18 protein-coding genes are annotated in these 17,724 nt (G+C 43.2%); 2 read left to right on the top strand and 16 right to left on the bottom strand.

Annotated features, from left to right (window positions below):
- Positions 1-9 precede the first annotated feature (9 nt).
- From ACWPW6_RS00995 to paaA, 15 genes are all read right to left on the bottom strand, one after another.
- Positions 10-702 carry a fimbrial biogenesis chaperone gene (locus ACWPW6_RS00995; RefSeq protein WP_154623244.1) on the bottom strand — a complete coding sequence of 231 codons (693 nt, stop codon included), beginning with the start codon at positions 700-702 and terminating at the stop codon, positions 10-12.
- Between the two features lie 58 nt (positions 703-760).
- Complete coding sequence (locus ACWPW6_RS01000; RefSeq protein WP_154623243.1) at positions 761-1,339, bottom strand: fimbrial protein; 579 nt, start codon at positions 1,337-1,339, stop codon at positions 761-763.
- 1,188 nt (positions 1,340-2,527) lie between these two features.
- Positions 2,528-3,121 carry a phenylacetic acid degradation protein PaaY gene (gene paaY, locus ACWPW6_RS01005; protein WP_163860510.1) on the bottom strand — a complete coding sequence of 198 codons (594 nt, stop codon included), beginning with the start codon at positions 3,119-3,121 and terminating at the stop codon, positions 2,528-2,530.
- Positions 3,122-3,153: 32 nt separating this feature from the next.
- Entirely contained in the window at positions 3,154-4,092 is a 939-nt protein-coding gene (gene paaX / locus ACWPW6_RS01010; RefSeq protein ID WP_154622250.1) for a phenylacetic acid degradation operon negative regulatory protein PaaX, read from the bottom strand.
- Positions 4,093-4,255: 163 nt separating this feature from the next.
- Positions 4,256-5,578: a phenylacetate--CoA ligase PaaK gene (gene paaK / locus ACWPW6_RS01015; RefSeq protein WP_154622249.1), complete on the bottom strand. Its 1,323-nt coding sequence runs from the start codon at positions 5,576-5,578 to the stop codon at positions 4,256-4,258.
- 200 nt (positions 5,579-5,778) lie between these two features.
- The gene (pcaF, locus tag ACWPW6_RS01020; RefSeq protein WP_154622252.1) at positions 5,779-6,981 is read right to left on the bottom strand and encodes a 3-oxoadipyl-CoA thiolase; all 1,203 of its coding nucleotides are present in this window, start codon (positions 6,979-6,981) and stop codon (positions 5,779-5,781) included.
- On the bottom strand, positions 6,981-7,418 hold the full coding sequence (gene paaI / locus ACWPW6_RS01025) for a hydroxyphenylacetyl-CoA thioesterase PaaI (protein ID WP_247047538.1): 438 nt from the start codon (positions 7,416-7,418) through the stop codon (positions 6,981-6,983). The genes pcaF and paaI overlap by 1 nt, the downstream gene beginning before the upstream one ends.
- The gene (locus tag ACWPW6_RS01030) at positions 7,415-8,953 is read right to left on the bottom strand and encodes a 3-hydroxyacyl-CoA dehydrogenase (RefSeq protein ID WP_249999658.1); all 1,539 of its coding nucleotides are present in this window, start codon (positions 8,951-8,953) and stop codon (positions 7,415-7,417) included. Before ACWPW6_RS01030 ends, paaI begins: the two co-directional genes overlap by 4 nt.
- 1 nt (position 8,954) lies before the next feature.
- Positions 8,955-9,749: a 2-(1,2-epoxy-1,2-dihydrophenyl)acetyl-CoA isomerase PaaG gene (gene paaG, locus ACWPW6_RS01035; RefSeq protein WP_163860513.1), complete on the bottom strand. Its 795-nt coding sequence runs from the start codon at positions 9,747-9,749 to the stop codon at positions 8,955-8,957.
- A gap of 1 nt (position 9,750) precedes the next feature.
- Positions 9,751-10,524, bottom strand: a complete 774-nt coding sequence (paaF, locus tag ACWPW6_RS01040) for a 2,3-dehydroadipyl-CoA hydratase PaaF (RefSeq protein WP_154622245.1) — start codon at positions 10,522-10,524, stop codon at positions 9,751-9,753.
- A gap of 8 nt (positions 10,525-10,532) precedes the next feature.
- Positions 10,533-11,591, bottom strand: a complete 1,059-nt coding sequence (gene paaE, locus ACWPW6_RS01045; protein ID WP_154622244.1) for a 1,2-phenylacetyl-CoA epoxidase subunit PaaE — start codon at positions 11,589-11,591, stop codon at positions 10,533-10,535.
- A 10-nt stretch (positions 11,592-11,601) separates the two neighbouring features.
- On the bottom strand, positions 11,602-12,111 hold the full coding sequence (gene paaD / locus ACWPW6_RS01050; protein ID WP_154622243.1) for a 1,2-phenylacetyl-CoA epoxidase subunit PaaD: 510 nt from the start codon (positions 12,109-12,111) through the stop codon (positions 11,602-11,604).
- 4 nt (positions 12,112-12,115) lie between these two features.
- The gene (gene paaC / locus ACWPW6_RS01055) at positions 12,116-12,877 is read right to left on the bottom strand and encodes a 1,2-phenylacetyl-CoA epoxidase subunit PaaC (RefSeq protein ID WP_154622242.1); all 762 of its coding nucleotides are present in this window, start codon (positions 12,875-12,877) and stop codon (positions 12,116-12,118) included.
- A 10-nt stretch (positions 12,878-12,887) separates the two neighbouring features.
- Entirely contained in the window at positions 12,888-13,175 is a 288-nt protein-coding gene (gene paaB / locus ACWPW6_RS01060; protein ID WP_249999660.1) for a 1,2-phenylacetyl-CoA epoxidase subunit PaaB, read from the bottom strand.
- Positions 13,176-13,199: 24 nt separating this feature from the next.
- The gene (gene paaA / locus ACWPW6_RS01065) at positions 13,200-14,138 is read right to left on the bottom strand and encodes a 1,2-phenylacetyl-CoA epoxidase subunit PaaA (protein ID WP_154622240.1); all 939 of its coding nucleotides are present in this window, start codon (positions 14,136-14,138) and stop codon (positions 13,200-13,202) included.
- 324 nt (positions 14,139-14,462) lie between these two features.
- On the opposite strand from paaA, the gene paaZ reads away from it, so the two are divergent.
- Together paaZ and ACWPW6_RS01075 are read left to right on the top strand one after the other, a co-directional pair.
- The gene (gene paaZ / locus ACWPW6_RS01070; RefSeq protein WP_196713903.1) at positions 14,463-16,529 is read left to right on the top strand and encodes a phenylacetic acid degradation bifunctional protein PaaZ; all 2,067 of its coding nucleotides are present in this window, start codon (positions 14,463-14,465) and stop codon (positions 16,527-16,529) included.
- Between the two features lie 86 nt (positions 16,530-16,615).
- Positions 16,616-17,377 carry a class I SAM-dependent methyltransferase gene (locus ACWPW6_RS01075; protein ID WP_249999662.1) on the top strand — a complete coding sequence of 254 codons (762 nt, stop codon included), beginning with the start codon at positions 16,616-16,618 and terminating at the stop codon, positions 17,375-17,377.
- On the opposite strand, the gene ACWPW6_RS01080 is transcribed toward ACWPW6_RS01075, so the two are convergent.
- Complete coding sequence (locus tag ACWPW6_RS01080) at positions 17,349-17,690, bottom strand: monooxygenase (protein WP_154622237.1); 342 nt, start codon at positions 17,688-17,690, stop codon at positions 17,349-17,351. The genes ACWPW6_RS01075 and ACWPW6_RS01080 overlap by 29 nt on opposite strands.
- Positions 17,691-17,724 lie beyond the last annotated feature (34 nt).

Genomic DNA, 17,724 nt, shown 5'->3' on the forward strand with positions numbered 1-17,724 from the left:
CTCTTATTTTTATTTTGCAATCACAGCTTTATGTTTATAGGCACCTAAGTCATCGACGTACAGCAAACGATAATTTTGGCCTGCAATGACATTCGTTTTAGCGGGCGCTAAAACCTGATCAAAAGGATTAATCATGAGGGAATCCGATAACATTTTCTGACCTTTTCGATCATCAATATTCGCGATGGTGACATAATAAGGGCTATTATTCGTGATAAGGAAACCCCGATTTTCGGCCTTAACAGAAATACTCTCAAGAGCTTCATCCACTCCCGCTTGTAAATGTGTTGGGCGATAGAAAAGCTTAATACGCGTTTTGATCGCAAGCTGCATGGTATTTTTACCTTGCAGATGCTCTGGGGTCGGTGGAATATCTAATATATTTAAATAAAAAACCGATTCGCGATCAGTTGGTAAAGAGGCTGGCAATTTTTTTATACGTAATTGTTGCCCTGCATTACCAGACACTTTCACAACTGGTGGTGAAAGTAAGAAAGGCACATTTGCGGTTTCAGGGGTTGAATCGATATCACCATCATCAATCCATGACTGAACTAAGGCTGGGTCATTCCCATTATTAATTAATTGCACGACTGTTTCGTTATTTTTTTCAGGATAAATAACGCGGGTGCCATTCACAACGATATTAGCAAATGCAGTATGACTACTAATAAGTAAGGATAGAAAGATAAATAATCGCATAATAATCAACTCAGAAATAGCCAAGTTAAAAAGATAACTTGGCTATTTGGGGAAATAATTACAGATATGAAATGGTGTAAGTCACGTTAGAGCTTAAGCTACCGACTCTTGCTGGTAGAGCATTAGTTTTATAGTAATAGATATCTAATGCTAAAGTATCAGTTTTAGAATCATTGCCTTTGATATCAGTCACTAATGGTTGGTTTAATAACAGAGGGATTTGGTCTGTTGTTTTAGTAATAGCGAAACCAACGTTACGAGAAACACTGGTGTCATTTTCATTAACAGTGGTGTTTTGTAGATATTTACCATCAGTAGAAATATTATTTGCAGAAGAGAAATAAATTTTCAATGGAGTATCTGCTACACCGCTAGCAGAAGTACAGTTAGAGAAAGTAAGTGCGACTGTTTTTTTGTTTTTAGTAATAATACCTTGCTCAGTGCCAGCATCTTCAACAGTGATTGGGTTTAATGCAACAGTGAAATCTGCACTTTTACCACCGTTGATAGTACAAGTTGTATCTGTGATCGCGCCACTAAAGTTAATTACACCACCAGCTGCGCTATCAGCAGCCAGTGCTGGTGTAGCAGACAGAATTAATGCTGTAGCAGCCGATAATGCAAATTTGTTATTCATTTTTTTCTCCGAGAAAAGCTGTATATAGGTTAATAACGGTACATGGCGAAGTTTTTAAATTCTATTTAAATAAAAATAGAACGTTAAACTGGCCAGTTAAAAAATATTTATTAATTATGTGAAGTTTAAATAAAAGAAATACAAAACTATGCCTTTTAGTAAAGGAGTTTTTATATTTAGGCTGTATTTAAACTTCAGGGTAATTTGATTTATATCAAATTTGGCTGGACGCTATTATACGTGTAATCATTTGTTTAAAAAGAGGGTAAATATTACTCACATTAGATTTAAAAATTAAATATCGAGATAAGCTCAGAAAAGGTTGCAGATTACGTGTAAAAAGGCGAATTTAGAAATGAGACTGGAGTTTTATTTTGTAAATTTATATATTTCGGCATTATATATATTTTTTATCTATAAAGGTAGGGTTAAAAACTTGTTACCAAGTGTTTCATTCTGTCATTTTATGTTTTTTTATTGATTTTAAATCAAAGTGTTATATCAAATACTACTTTAGTAGTATTACGTTAATTATATAACTGCATGAAATTTTTCGAAAATTAATATATCAATAATTTTATTTATAACATCTTTTTTATCTTTATAAATGAATTTCTTGGAATAAATTTTTATTCTATTTGATAATAATTCACATTAAGAATAATTGTTAATAAATATATTCACCAGTGAAAATATTTTTTTAACGTAAACAACCGGCTATGAATGAGCAATAATTAAGCAAGCTAAGTTTTTACCTATTAATGTAATAGGCAAAAACGTATTATAACCTTAAGAATAATAAGGTTATATGCGTATGAAGTTGTCGAAATAGCATGACTAACTTCAAATTTATTTTTCAAAAAGCGATGACTAAACTTTTACTTAATTAACTATCGGCAAAAAATCAATTAACTTTATTATTTATTTACTTTTTTCTCTCAATAGTCAGTGAATGAGTCGGGCGCTTTGCACGGTACATTCACTGAAACGTGATGACTTATCATGTATGGCGATAATATAGTCGATAAGTTGAGAGACTTATTTTTAGCAGATCTTATTAAAAATGCTTATATAAGATAATCGGAATAGTATCAATCTCATAATGATTCGTTTGACAATTAATCATTATTGCTTGTTGATGGTCAGAAAAAGCACTCTATTTTGAGTGCTTATGGATGGCGATAAAACTTATAGCGCTGATTTTGGAATAATTCCTTCAAATTCAAGTTTTGGCCGGTTTGGCTCTTCTTCTTTTAAGGGGGATACTTCTTTAAGCGTTTGTTGGCAACGAGCCACTAAGTTTTGATAATCCACAGTACCGCTGCTTTTCCATGCGATTTCTTTTTCCGAGAGGGTGCGTTGCGCTTTGGCTGGCGTGCCCATGATTAAGGTATTATCGGGAAATATCGCCTCTGCTTTTACAAAGGAACAGGCACCCACAATCGAGTTTTCTCCAATGATGGCACCGTCCATGACAACACTATTCATTCCTACTAACGCATTACGTTTGATATGGCAGCCATGCAAAATTGCGCCATGACCAATATGACCATCCTCTTCAATGATCGTATCGTATTGGGGAAAACCATGCATGACACAGTTATCTTGAACGTTGGCACCATCTTTAATAATTAGGCGACCGAAATCCCCCCGTAAACTTGCATTAGGACCAATATAAACATTTTTGCCAATGATGACGTCACCAATGACAACGGCAGTTGGATGAACAAAACTTTCAGGACTGACAACTGGCGTGATGCCGTCTATTTGATAAAAAGGCATATTGAGTTCACTCCTATTTGTTTTTAGCATGACTATGCTGCGATTTCTTTTAAAATACCGCCAAAACGTCGGAAGTAGAGTGTCGTTGGTTGCGGTAATTCTCCTACGGTTGTTTCACATATTTCGCTAACGTATCGTGTTGCGGCCAGCTCAATGCGCTGATAAATATTGATACACAGATTACGTGCTATTTGCCCTTCCCACTGTGCTGGAAGCAGCTCATCAGGTAATAGTGGGTCTTTTAAAATGACTCGGCGGTAAAAGTGGATCAGTAATAAGCGTAGCTGAAAACATTGCTCGGGTGATATTTGCTCATCAGATAATTCTTTCAGCAATAAGGCGAGTGGCCGAAATAGCACAATGAATTGATGGTAGTGTTCAGCAACTTCCTGTAATGACCAGCTATCAGAAACGAGGTTTTTCAGATTTTTTTCTGAACGAGTATAGGGATAATCCGCTCGAAAATAGATCACCTCTTCACTGGCATTGAGCTCACTGAGTAGAGAAGGGATATCACTTTGAGCACTGCTGGGAGCCGCCATTAATGAGGTGCTAAATTGGCCAAACCCTAACCAACTTAACTCTTTTTTTAACCGAGCTTTTTCGTCTTTATCTGCGGCTTCAAGCAGTAATAAATCCCATTTTCCATCCCAATTTGGCTGCTCACTTTGATAGATTTTACTCTCAGCGTGGCGAAATTGGTTTTGCCCACGTTCAGATATTCGATAATAGCTACGGCGCCCGATTTTCTCTGCGTCAAGCCAACCTTCTTTTTGTAGACGGAATACAGACGTACGGACAAAGCGATCTGTGAAGCCCATCGGCTCTAGTAATTGGGTTAAGCTACCCAACCATATTTCCCCGCCACGATGGTGCAAGGCATCGCCATACAGCGAGATAATCAGGGATGTTCCACTAATGGGTTGGCTCGTTAGCGCATGCTGTATAAATTGATCAAGTTTAGTTTCCATTTTTTTATTATCCATTGAATATCTGTATCAAAAGCATGAGTGAATAGTAGACAAAAACAGCTGATTTGTCTTCTATTTGCTATACAGAGGCTGACTGTGATAGGAAACTGAGATTGAGGCACTTTTAGGTATTATCCGCAATAAAGTGCCTCAATAAGATGAATTATATGGCAATCCTTGTATCAATGACTCGAGTTGCTTTACCTTGAGAGCGCGGAATATCGCCACAATTAACAATACTAATCTGGGTACTAACACCTACCATTGATTTAATGCGATGCTTAAGATTATGGCAAATATTACAGCGTTCATCATAGTTGAGTATGTCAGGTTGTTTTAATTCAACGCGAATAGCCAAGCTATCCATATTACCTTTACGACTGATTTCGAGTTGATAATGTGGAGATAGCTCTTTGAATTGCATAATTTGCTCTTCGATTTGTGAAGGGAACACATTGACCCCACGAATAATCATCATATCGTCAGAACGACCGGTAATTTTTCCAATGCGGCGCATATTGCGATTGATGCCAGGCATTAAATGCGTCAGATCTCGAGTTCGGTAGCGAATAACAGGCATTGCTTCCTTTGTTAAGGTAGTAAATACTAACTCACCTTGATCACCCGGCGAGAGGGCTTGCAGTGTTTCTGGCGAAATAATTTCAGGATAAAAATGATCTTCCCAAATGGTTGGCCCACTTTCTCCCGCATCGGCGCATTCCATGGCAACGCCCGGCCCCATCACTTCGGATAATCCATAGATATCTAAGGCTTTAATTCCTAAACGCGTTTCGATTTCTGTTCTTAATGCTTCTGTCCATGGTTCAGCACCAAATACGCCCAACCTTAGTGAGCACTTACTTGCATCACCGCCCATGATTTTCTCTAGTTCATCAATAATACTTAAGCAGTAAGATGGGGTCACCATGATCACATCAGGTTTGAAATCTGCGATCAACTGAGCTTGTTTCTCTGTTTGTCCTCCCGACATGGGAATCACAGCCGCACCAAGACGTTCAGCGCCATAATGGGCACCAAGACCGCCCGTAAATAAGCCATAACCATAGGCGACGTGGATTTTATCCCCTTTCGTGGCCCCAGCAGAACGGAGACTGCGCGCAATGAGGTCCGCCCAGTTATCAATATCTTGTTGTGTGTAACCGACAACAGTTGGGCGTCCTGTCGTACCTGACGATGCATGGATACGGATGATTTGATCCATCGGTACAGCAAAGGTATCAAATGGATAATTTTCACGTAAATCTTGTTTTGTCGTATAAGGGAATTTTTCGATATCACTGAGTTGCTTGAAATCATCAGGATGAACGCCCGCAGCATCAAATTTTTTGCGATACATTGGCACATTCTCGTAAGCGTGAGTGAGTGTCCACTTCAGTCTAGAGAGTTGCAATGCCTCGATTTCATCTCTTGAAGCAAACTCAATTGGATTAATCATGTGTTGCTGAGTATGGGGTAGTGTGCTCATATTTGCTAGTCCTTATAATTATTGATATCTGCAGGCTTTAAGTCCTTAATGGCGTATTACCGAGTCAGGACGATATATACTTAAAAACTTAAAGTGAGCGCAGTATTAGCCTGAGCAGGTGTAGGGTTTCAGGCTGTTTTTTATGTTTCTACCTATCATCTATCTGATTGAATTTGTATGACTTTAGGTAAACTAGTTACTTAAACTCGTTCAATAATCATGGCGATCCCTTGACCGACACCAATACACATGGTGCATAGGGCAAAACGTCCTTGTCGGCGATGTAACTCATTGGTGGCGGTGATCGCGAGTCTTGCGCCACTCATACCAAGAGGGTGCCCTAATGAAATAGCGCCACCATTTGGGTTAACCTGTGGTGCATCATCCGGTAGGCCTAATCCTCTGAGTACGGCAAGCGCTTGTGCCGCAAAAGCTTCATTAAGTTCAATGACATCCATTTGTTCGATAGTCAGTCCTGCCATTTTGAGAACTTTTTGGGTGGCAGGTAATGGTCCGATCCCCATAAATCTAGGTTCAACACCACAGGTTGCAGTCGCAATAATGCGCGCTCTAGGGGTTAAGCCCTGGGCTTTAGCGACCTCTTGTGAGGCAATTATTAGTGCGGCTGCACCGTCATTAACGCCAGAGGCATTACCCGCGGTCACGGAACCATTTTCACGAAAAGGTGTTTTAAGTTTTTGTAATTGCTCAATTGTCGTTTCTGGGCGAGGGTGTTCATCGGTGGTGATGGTAATATCGCCTTTGCGGTGCTTAATCGTGACCGGTACGATTTCTTGCGCAAACACACCTTTTTGACGTGCTTGTTCAGTACGTTGCTGGCTACGTAAGGCAAACACATCTTGATCTGTTCGGCTAATTTGGTATTTCTCAGCAACGTTTTCTGCTGTTTCGGGCATCGAATGTGTTGAAAACTGTTGGTCCATGAGAGGGTTGATAAAGCGCCAGCCGATAGTAGTATCGAATATTTGAGCCTGTCTCGAAAAGGCAGACTCTGATTTTCCCATGACAAAAGGGGCGCGACTCATTGACTCTACGCCACCAGCAATCATCAGACCCGCTTCGCCAGCTTTGATACTTCTTGCCGCAAACGCAATTGCATCAAGCCCTGAACCACAGAGACGATTGATTGTTGTTCCAGAAATCGATAACGGTAGACCTGCCAATAAGCCCGCCATTCTCGCGACATTGCGATTATCTTCTCCCGCCTGATTGGCACAGCCTAAGATAATGTCATCGGTGATAGACCAATCTAATTGTGGATGCCTTTCCATTAGGGCCTTTAAGGGGAAGACCGCAAGGTCATCAGGGCGCACAGAGGACAGAGCACCACCATAACGGCCAATTGGGGTTCTGATACCATCACAAATAAAGGCATCTTTCATCATGCTTCTCCTGTTAAACGATGACCTAGGCGATGTGCTCGCCCATAAAACCACGCTAAGGTTTTTCCTTGTTGGTTGATAATTTCGACTTCATAGAAGCCTGTCCGTTTGCCTTGATGCTTTACGTGAGCAATGGCAGTTAGCTTGTCGCCTTCAAAGGCCGGCCGGATAAAATCAATAGAGCAACTTGAGGCTACCGCAGCAAGACCATGGCTGTTGCAGGCATAAGCAAAGGCGGTATCAGCGAGACTAAATAGCTGCCCACCATGGCAAGTTTTATGCCCATTTAACATGTGTGATGAAACAGTCATAGAGAGCCGGGCTTCTCCTTCAGAAACGTGTTCTATCGTCATGCCCATTGCTTTTGCGCATGCATCATCACGGTACATAATCTCTGCTGATTGCTGGGCTAATGTCATGGTGATTTGAGAATTCATTGAATCTCCTTAGCGTCTAACCTGCGCGTTCCAGCAACGAGTTGTCGTAGTAAGGGATTGGCTCGATAACGGCCATCGTCATAAAACTGTGAGAGTTGCTCAAGAGTATGAAGAATATGCTGCCAGCCCAATTCAGTCCCCCAAGCGAGAGGGCCTTTAGGATAATTAACCCCATAGCGCATGGCATTATCGGTATCTTCAGGGGTTGCGATCCCTTTGTTAACAACGTCTAAAGCCTCATTGCATAGCATGGCAACGGTTCGCATGGTCAGTAGACCGGGGTAATCAGGTAACACAATGACGTCCTTGTTTAGCGATTGAAAAAAGGCAATGACATTTTGGTTATCTTGGACGCTGTTTTGCACTGCACAACTTATCGCGATAGTGGTTGCTTTGGCATAGTCAGCCGATAAATCAAATTGCACCATGCTTTGGTTCATTTTTTGCGCGCGCACAGAAGTTAATTCACCATTCGTTAACATGACAATAACATTGTTAACGAAAAGAGTGGGCGGATTAGGGTTATCTATTTTAGATTCTTCGAGAGGGATCCCGTTTTGCTTTAATAATTGCGCAAATTCAGGGAAACTTTGCCAATTGCCGTGTGCTGTCACTGCTGGTGCATGCGGTAAAATGACTTTCTCGGCGATTGTCGCTTGAGTTAAAGGTTTATTTTCATCGTAATGATAGAAGCCACGACCGGTTTTTCGACCTAAATGGCCCGCTTGTACCAACTCTAATTGTTCAAAGGAGGTTTGAAAGCGAGGATCATAGCCGAATGCTTGGAAAATAGAGTCCGTCACTGCATAGTTGACATCATGACCGATGAGGTCGGTCAATTGTAATGGCCCCATTGAAAATCCACCGGCATCGCGTACAACACTATCGAGTGTTGGCGGATCACCGACTTGCTCTTCAAGTGCACGCATTGTTTCCGCATAGAAAGGACGAGCAACGCGATTAACGATAAAACCCGGTGTTGAACGGCATATAACCGGTGTTTTTCCCCATGATAACGCTAAACTTTTGAGCTGTTCAATGACCGTGTTGGATGTTTCTCGTCCTCGTATCACTTCAACCAGTTTCATGATAGGCGCAGGATTAAAAAAATGCAGTCCAGCAAAGCGCTCTGGGGATTTGAGTTGGCTGGCGATGGCAGTAATGGAGAGTGATGATGTATTACTGGCAAATAGGGTGTTTTTCTGACAAATCGCTTCTAATTCGCTAAAAATCGACTGTTTTATCGCTAATTTTTCGGCGACAGCTTCAATGACCAATTGAGCTGGCGCTAATTCGGCCATAGTATTAACGAGCGTGATACGCGCAAGCAATTGTTTGGTGGCTTGTGCATCAGCTTTGCCTTGTTGAACGCGTTTATTTAGGCGTTCAGTCAACGAGTGCTTTGCTTGCTCCAGCGCTTGCGGGCTGATGTCAAATAACAGTACGGTATGTCCACAGCTCGCAGCGACCTGTGCGATGCCGATACCCATAGTACCAGCACCAATGACAGCCACGGTGTTGAGTATAAGTGTCATATCAGCGTCCTTTAAATTTAGGTTCGCGTTTATTCAAAAAGGCATCGACTCCTTCACGATAGTCTTCACTACGACCACCTAAACGTTGCAAGTCGCGTTCAAGGTCTAGCTGTTGATCTAAGGTGTTGGTTGCCGCGCTGTAGATCGCTTTTTTAATTAGCCCTAAGCCGTAAGTAGGCTGTGTTGCGAGGTGCTGAGCTAATTTATTGACGGTGGCGGACAGGTCTTCATTTTCTGTCACTTGCCAGATCATGCCCCACTGTAGCGCTTGCTCCGCACTGATTTTGTCGCCTAATAATGCCATTCCCATCGCTCTCGCATGTCCAGCTAGGTGCGGTAAAAACCAGCTACCACCTGAATCAGGAACGAGCCCTAAACGACAGAATGATTGAATAAAACTGGCATTCTTGGCGGCAATAACGATATCTCCTGCTAAAGCAATGGCAGCACCGGCTCCAGCCGCAACACCATTAACTGCACAGATAATCGGTTTGGGTAAGCGGGTTAGCCGACGGATCAGTGGGTTATAAAAAGTCTCAACGGAATAACCTAAATCAGGAGCTTCGGCGCCTACGGAGACATTACGATCGTTTAGATCTTGTCCAGCACAGAAACCCCGGCCTGCGCCTGTAATCACTAAACAGCGTACGGTGTCATCACGTTCAGCAATTTTTATGGCATCACTTAGCTGGTGGTGCATTTCATCATTAAAGCTATTAAGCCTATCAGGACGGTTCAATGTGATGGTGAACACGCCATTTTCCAATGTGGTCAGTATGCTTGGGCTGTTTGGCATTTTATTGTCCTGTAAATTTCGGCTGTCGTTTTTCAAAGAAGGCTGCAATACCTTCTCGTCGGTCATCAGTACCTGCTAAGCCGACAAAATATTGGCGCTCAAGCTGTAAACCATCAGTCAGTGATATTTCTTGAGCGGAATTAATGGCTGCTTTAGCGGCTTTCACCGCGAGTGGTGCATGGTTTGCAATGCGTTGCGCAAGCTTTTGTGCATATTCAAGGGTCAGCCCATCTACACAGATTTGGCTAATTAACCCAGCTTGTAAGGCGCGATGTGCGTTGATCGCCTCTCCGGTGAGGACCATTTGCATTGCTAGGGATTTACCAACACTCTTAATTAAGCGCTGCGTTCCCCCTGCACCAGGTATTAACCCGAGAGTGATTTCTGGCAGGCCAAAGCGGGCCGTTTCACCGGCAATCACGACATCACTGGCTAGCACTAACTCGAAACCTGCCCCGAGGGCATAACCGTTTACAGCGGTCACTATCGGTTTGGATATCTGAGAAAACCGACGCCAAACTAAAGGCCGTTTATCGGTAATGGCGGTTGCAACAGTTTGTTGTTGAAGCTCTTTAAGGTCGGCACCCGCGGCAAAAAAACGTGGGTTGCCCGTAATAACGATCGCCCCTATTTGCGGGTCTCTATCGGCATGTTCTAAATGTTCGACCAGTAGCTCAAGGCAATCGGTGCTCAGGGCATTACGAACTTCAGGTCGATTTAGCGTCAACGTTAAAACGCGGTGTGCTGTATGGCTTAGGATCCAATCAGTTTGCATATGGCCCCCTACACATCAAAGTCGAGAACGACGCCATCGCCTTTCGGCCACGCTTGGCAGCTAAGAATGTAGCCGTCCGCGATTTGATCGGGTTCAAGGCTATAATTGACACCCATTTCAACGTCGCCAGATTTAAGCTTGCATTTGCACGTTGCGCAAACCCCACCTTTACAGGCGTAAGGTAAGTCTGCGCCTTGGCGTAGCGCGGCGTCGAGAATACTATCGTCTTGACTGTCCATATTGATTGTCATGGTGCGACCATCAAGGTGAATGCTGACTTGGCGGCTGTCTGTCGATAAAGCGGCAGATGGGCGAAACTTCATATTAGAGGTATTGAAACGTTCGCTATGGATATGCTCTGGTTTCATGCCACATTCTGATAATGCCGACTGAACATCATCCATCATAGCCTCTGGACCACAGACAAAAGCGCGATCAAATTGTTGAAAGTTAAGTAATGTTTTACCTAATGCAACTAATTGGGGCTTATTGATTCGGCCACTGAGCAGCTGGCTATCTTGTTGCTCTTGGCTGAACAAGTAGAGCACTTGGAATCGTTCGGCATATTGGTTTTTAAGATCAGCAATGCTTTCTTTAAACATCACGGAACGGCTATTTTTATTACCATAAATTAAGGTGAAACGGCTGTTTGGTTCGGTTTGTAATGTTGATTTAATGATCGATAAAAGGGGGGTAATCCCTGAACCCGCTGCAACGGCAAGGTAACGAGCTTGGGTGGTCACTTTAGGTAAATAACCAAATTTTCCTTGTGGAATCATCACATCAAGGCAGTCACCAACATGAAGTTGCTGATTAATGAAATTGGAAAAACGCCCTTCATGAATCGCTTTCACCCCAATTTTTAAAACGCCCTCATCGGGGGAACTGCAAATGGAGTAGCAGCGGCGTAAATCCTCGCCATTGACTAACGCTTTGAGGGTTAAGTGCTGGCCTGGGTGGTAACGGTACTGTTCGCGTAATTCGTCAGGGACACTAAAGGTCACAGCAACCGCATCTGCGGTGTCACGTTCAATAGCGGCAATACTTAAACGATGAAATACAGTCATGAGTGTGCCCTTAAATACATTTAAAATAATCAAAAGGTTCAAAGCATTCGAGACAGCGATATAACGCTTTACAGGCTGTAGAACCGAATTCGCTAATTTTTTCTGTCTGTTGGCTGTTACAGCGTGGGCAGCAGATTGGCCCCGATTTTTCAGGATGTTCACAGGATTTTCCTGCGGGGGGCGCGATACCAAATTCACGTAAACGTTGTTTGGCATCTTGGTTCATCCAATCTGTTGTCCAAGCGGGTGTTAGCACTACATCGATTTCTACATTGGCAAATCCTGCATGCGCTAAAACGGTTTTAATTTCGTTGATTAAAAATTCTGTTGCTGGGCAACCGGAATAGGTCGGTGTAAACATGACTTTCCATCCGTGGGATGTCGCAACAACATTGCGGATCATGCCGAGATCAGTAATGGAGAGTGCAGGTAACTCAGGATCGGGTATTTGATGCAATTGCTGCCAGATCTGATGAATTTGTGGAGGTTGTAGTCCTCCAATTTGCATACTCTGTTCCATAACATCACCACTCACAATTTGGGTAAGCACGCTGGACAAACTGTAGTTCGGTGAGAAGGATGCCCAAATGCTCGGTGTGAAGACCTTGTTTGCCACCTAAACGGTAGGCATTTTGATCTGGAATGCTCAGGGTTGCCTGATCGAAAATGTCAGTGACTGTCGCGAGCCATTGTTCATGTAATGTGCGAGGATCGACCGCTATTCCCGTTTTGGCTAACGCAATTTCAATGTCATCTGCATGAAATAATTCACCTGTAAATCGCCATAATTGGTTGACGGATTGTTGAATTTTTTGGTGACTCACTTCGCTACCGTCGCCTAAACGGATCATCCAGTTACTGCTGAATCGCAAGTGATAAAGCACTTCTTTTAACGATTTTTCAGCAATCGCGGATAGCTGCTCGTCCCTACTGTGAATTAAGGCTTGGTACAGAGGAACATGATAGGCATCCATAAAAAATTGGCGCACTAACGTGTCGTTGAAGCCTCCATTAGGCTGTTCAACCAACAGTAGGTTGCAGAACTCACGTTCATCTCGGAGGAAGGCAATTTTGTCTTCATCATCGAATTTATCGTCTGATAGGGTGGCGGCGTATGCTAAAAAGTTTCTCGCTTGGCCCAATAAATCGAGCCCAATGTTAGATAATGCGAGGTCGATTTCCAGTTCTGGGGCATGACCGCACCATTCACATAAACGTTGCGCAAGAATCAATGATGTATCGCCTTGCCTTAAAACATATTGTTTGAGTACTTCATGTTGGTTCATATCCGTCACCTCACATATTCTTGATACCATCAGGGATGGTGTAAAAAGTCGGGTGGCGATAAATTTTGCTATCAGCGGGATCAAAGAAGGCGCTCTTATCTTCAGGTTGTGAGGCGATAAGGTGTGCGGCTTTTACGACCCAGACGGAGCATCCTTCACTACGGCGAGTGTAAGCATCCCGTGCATTTTCGAGAGCCATTTGGTCATCTGCGGCATGTAGGCTTCCGACATGACGATGTGCAAGCCCTTGTTTGCTACGAACAAAAACTTCATATAATGGCCAATCTTGATTGCTCATGATCTTTTCCTTTTTTATTTTGTACTAAGCAGCAGACTTAACAGCTTTGCGTTTTTGGCTGTGTGCCATGGCACCTTCACGCACCCATGCGCCATCTTCCCAAGCCTTACGCTTGGCATTAACACGTTCGTAATTACAGATCCCTTCGCCTTTGATCACTTGATAGAACTCTTCCCAATTGATTTCACCGAAACGATAATGCCCAAGCGCCTCATCCCATTGCAGATCAGGATCAGGAATGGTCATACCGAGGGCTTCGACTTGTGGCACCGTGTTATCAACAAATTTCTGGCGTAGCTCATCGTTACTAAATCTTTTGATTTTCCACGCCATACTCTGTGCACTGTGTGGGGAGTCGCTGTCATTAGGGCCGAACATCATGAGAACTGGCCACCAAAAGCGATTAATTGCATCTTGCAGCATGGCTTTTTGTTCGGCAGTTCCGTTGGCCAGTACGGTGACGGCTTCATAACCTTGGCGTTGATGGAAACTTTCTTCTTTACAAATTTTCACCATGGCGCGTGCGTAAGGGCCGTATGATGCTCGACATAGCGCAACTTGGTTAACAATGGCCGCACCATCAACCAGCCAGCCAATGACGCCGACATCTGCCCAGTTCAGGGTGGGATAATTGAAGATTGATGAGTATTTCATTTTGCCGTCGAGCATCTTTTGATAGATATCTTGGCGTGAACATCCCAAGGTTTCCGCGGCGCTATATAGGTAAAGGCCGTGTCCCGCTTCGTCTTGAATTTTTGCTAATAAAATGGCCTTACGCCGCAATGTGGGGGCGCGAGTTAACCAATTCGCTTCAGGCAACATACCAATCACTTCTGAGTGTGCATGCTGTCCCACTTGGCGGATCAGATTTTGCCTGTAAGCATCGGGCATCCAATCTTTTGGCTCAATGTTAATGTCGGCTTCGATTTTGGCCTCGAAGTTTGCCTGATTTTGCTCATTCATTGTTTTCTTCATCCAAGTGATTCGAATTAAATCATTTAAAAATAAAAAATGAATCATAAATATTTAACATTAATGCTAGGAATCGTTAACAATAAAATCAATGCTGTTTATTCTTCTTTTGCGATGGGCTTCACAGTTGATTTTATTTTGTTGTTAATAAACATATAGTTAAATTTATTGTCTTTTGTGTGGTTTTTGTTTTTTCATGGATTTTTGATCTGATTTGTTTTTGATTTGTTAAATTTCAAGTGGCGTCTATCATTGATGTTGTGATACATATTTATAATATGTCTATTTTTGTTTGTTTTTATTTGGAGAGATGTCATGCAGCAATTAACGAGTTATATAACGGGGAAGTGGTTATATGGTGAAGGTGAAGGCCGCAAAATTTACCATGCGTTGACTGGGCAGGCGTTATATGAGGTCACGACAGAGGGTTTGCCTTTAGTTGATTGCCTTGATTATGGGCGCAAAAAAGGGGGTGATGCCTTATCTGCTATGACATTCCAGCAGCGTGGGCAGATGTTAAAGGCAGTAGCAAAACATTTGTTAGCACATAAAGCATCTCTTTATGAAATTTCAGCGCAAACAGGAGCGACTAAGGCGGATAGTTGGGTCGATATCGAAGGGGGAATTGCGACGTTATTTTCCTTTGCTGGATTGGCAAATCGAGAATTACCGGATGATACCCTTTGGCCTGAAGATGACATGATCCCATTATCGAAACAAGGGCAGTTTATTGCGCGGCATATTTTAACGTCTCGCCATGGTGTCGCACTGCATATCAATGCCTTTAACTTCCCGTGTTGGGGGATGCTAGAAAAATTAGCGCCAACATGGTTAGCAGGTATGCCAGCGATTATTAAACCTGCGACTGCTTCAGCACAAGTGACACATGCAATGGTTCGTTTAATTGTTGAGAGTGGCTTAGTGCCTGAAGGGGCGATTCAGCTAATTTGTGGCGGTGTCGGTGATATGTTTGAACATTTAGATTTTGAAGATGTGGTGACATTCACAGGCTCGGCAGCAACAGGACAAAAATTAAAATCACATCCTCGACTACGTGAAAAATCAATACCTTTTACTATGGAGGCGGATTCGCTGAACTGCGCCATTCTTGGTGTAGATGTGACCGCACAGCAACCTGAATTTCCACTATTTATTAAAGAAGTGACGCGAGAAATGACGGTAAAGGCGGGCCAAAAATGTACGGCAATTCGACGTATCCTTGTGCCAAAAACACAATTAGAAGCGGTTAAACAGGCCTTATTACAGCGTTTATCAGGGGTAACGATGGGGGATCCGGCTGTTGAGGGCGTTCGCATGGGGGCGTTAATCAATCTGGAACAGCGTGAAGATGTCCACCAAAAAGTCATGTACTTGCAGCAAAATGGTTGTGAGTTGCTGTGTGGTGGGAGTATGGAAAACCTAGATGTTATAGGGGCTGATAGCCAAAAAGGCGCGTTTTACCCACCGACATTACTGTATTGTGCGGATCCCTACACTCATCAAGCGGTACATGAAACAGAAGCGTTTGGGCCGGTAGCAACACTGATTGGTTATGAAACCAGTGAACAGGCGGTTGAGTTAGCCATTATGGGAGGCGGAAGCCTTGCGGGAACCTTAGTGACGGCAGATTCATCGGTAGCTCAAGATGTTATTCGCAAGAGTGCGAGAGCGCATGGCCGAATGTTGGTGTTAAATGAAGCGGCGGCAGCTGAATCGACCGGACATGGCTCCCCATTACCTCTATTAGTTCATGGTGGCCCAGGGCGTGCGGGGGGGGGAGAAGAACTCGGAGGACTAAGAGCAGTAAAACATTATATGCAGCGAACAGCGATTCAAGGTAGCCCGTCCATGCTGACCTCAATCACGAAGCAGTGGGTCCGTGGCTCGGATGTTATTACCGACCCTGTACACCCCTTTAGGAAGTATTTTGAGGATTTAGTGATTGGCGATACTTTACTGACAGCGAGACGTACGGTATCAGAAGCCGACCTAGTCAACTTTGCGTGTTTAAGTGGCGACCATTTTTATGCGCATATGGATAAAATTGGTGCGGCACAGTCATTGTTTGGTGAACGTGTCGCTCATGGTTATTTTGTCGTATCGGCGGCGGCAGGTTTATTTGTCGATGCTGCTGTTGGCCCAGTGATTGCCAACTATGGGATGGAAAACCTACGCTTTATTGAGCCAGTCAAAATCGGAGATACAATTCAAGTACGTTTAACCTGTAAGAAGAAAATTAAAAAGGCACAAAAAACGGCGGAGGATAAGCCAAATGGTGTGGTTGAATGGGATGTTCAAGTGTTTAATCAAAATAACGCCGCGGTTGCCTTGTATAGCATTCTAACATTGGTTGAACGTCGAGAAGGGGATTTCGCACAGTAGATTTGGCATGAAGGATGAAATGCGTGTCTTTTTACTGATTTTCTGTTTTGATGGAAAAAACCGCCATAAAAATAATAGGGGATCATATGAAGACACATCATCAATCGGTATACCAACAATTTGACGAGCAAGCGGCTGCTTATTTAACGAGCCAAGTGCATGCACAAGGCGAAGATTTACACGCCTTACAGCAGTTGCTTCAGGAAAACGCTGAGGCAACTGTTCTCGATCTTGGCTGTGGTGCTGGGCATGCCAGTTTTTCGGTTGCGCCTTTTGTGGACTCTGTCACTGCCTATGATTTGTCGGATTCCATGCTTTCTGTTGTCGCGGCGACAGCCCAAGAACGGGCACTGCATAATATTAAAACATGTCAGGGAACGGTAGAGTCATTGCCTTTCGAGGATAATCGTTTTGATATTGTTATTAGTCGTTATTCCGCGCACCATTGGCATGATGTTGGTCGAGCTTTGCGTGAAGTGCATCGTGTCTTAAAGCAAGGTGGCCGAGCGGTGTTTATTGATGTTGTTTCACCGGGGCATCCACTATTAGATATTTACTTACAAACCGTTGAAGTATTACGTGATACCTCACATATTCGTGATTACTCTGTTGGTGAATGGACTGCGATGTTTAATCATGCACAGTTGTTTTTACGTACGGTGAAAAGCTTTCGTCTTGAATTGGAGTTTACCAGTTGGGTGGAACGGATGAGGACACCGCCGCCGTTAGTTGACGCAATCCGTCAATACCAAATGACACTCAGTGATGAGGCAAAGAACTATTTTATGGTACAAGAAAATGGTTCTTTCACCTCCGATGTTATGCTGTTTGAATGTTTACGTCCATGAATGACTTGGTAATAAATTGCGCTTGGTTGAGTTGGCTAAGCGCATGATTGACAGCAAAAATCTCACCTCTTACTTCAGGCACGCCAAATGATTTTAATCGTGCGCTGTGTTTTTCTAAGTAGGCTTGCGCCTGTTCTTGTGAGTTAAACAAGTAAATACCGCCAGCTTGCTGTGTTGCGGGGTTTTCTGTCCATATTTTCCAAATGAATCCTGGCTCCTCATTGATCGATTTGGCTAACGTTTCCATCGCATTGGCCATGTCCTGTCCCCAAGGGCCTTGGTAAGGAAAGTCCACTTGTAAAATCACCGGCATAACGACTCCTATTTGAATTTTTTATTTTATTAAT

It is taken from the genome of Providencia sp. Marseille-Q8014 (genome assembly GCF_965112055.1).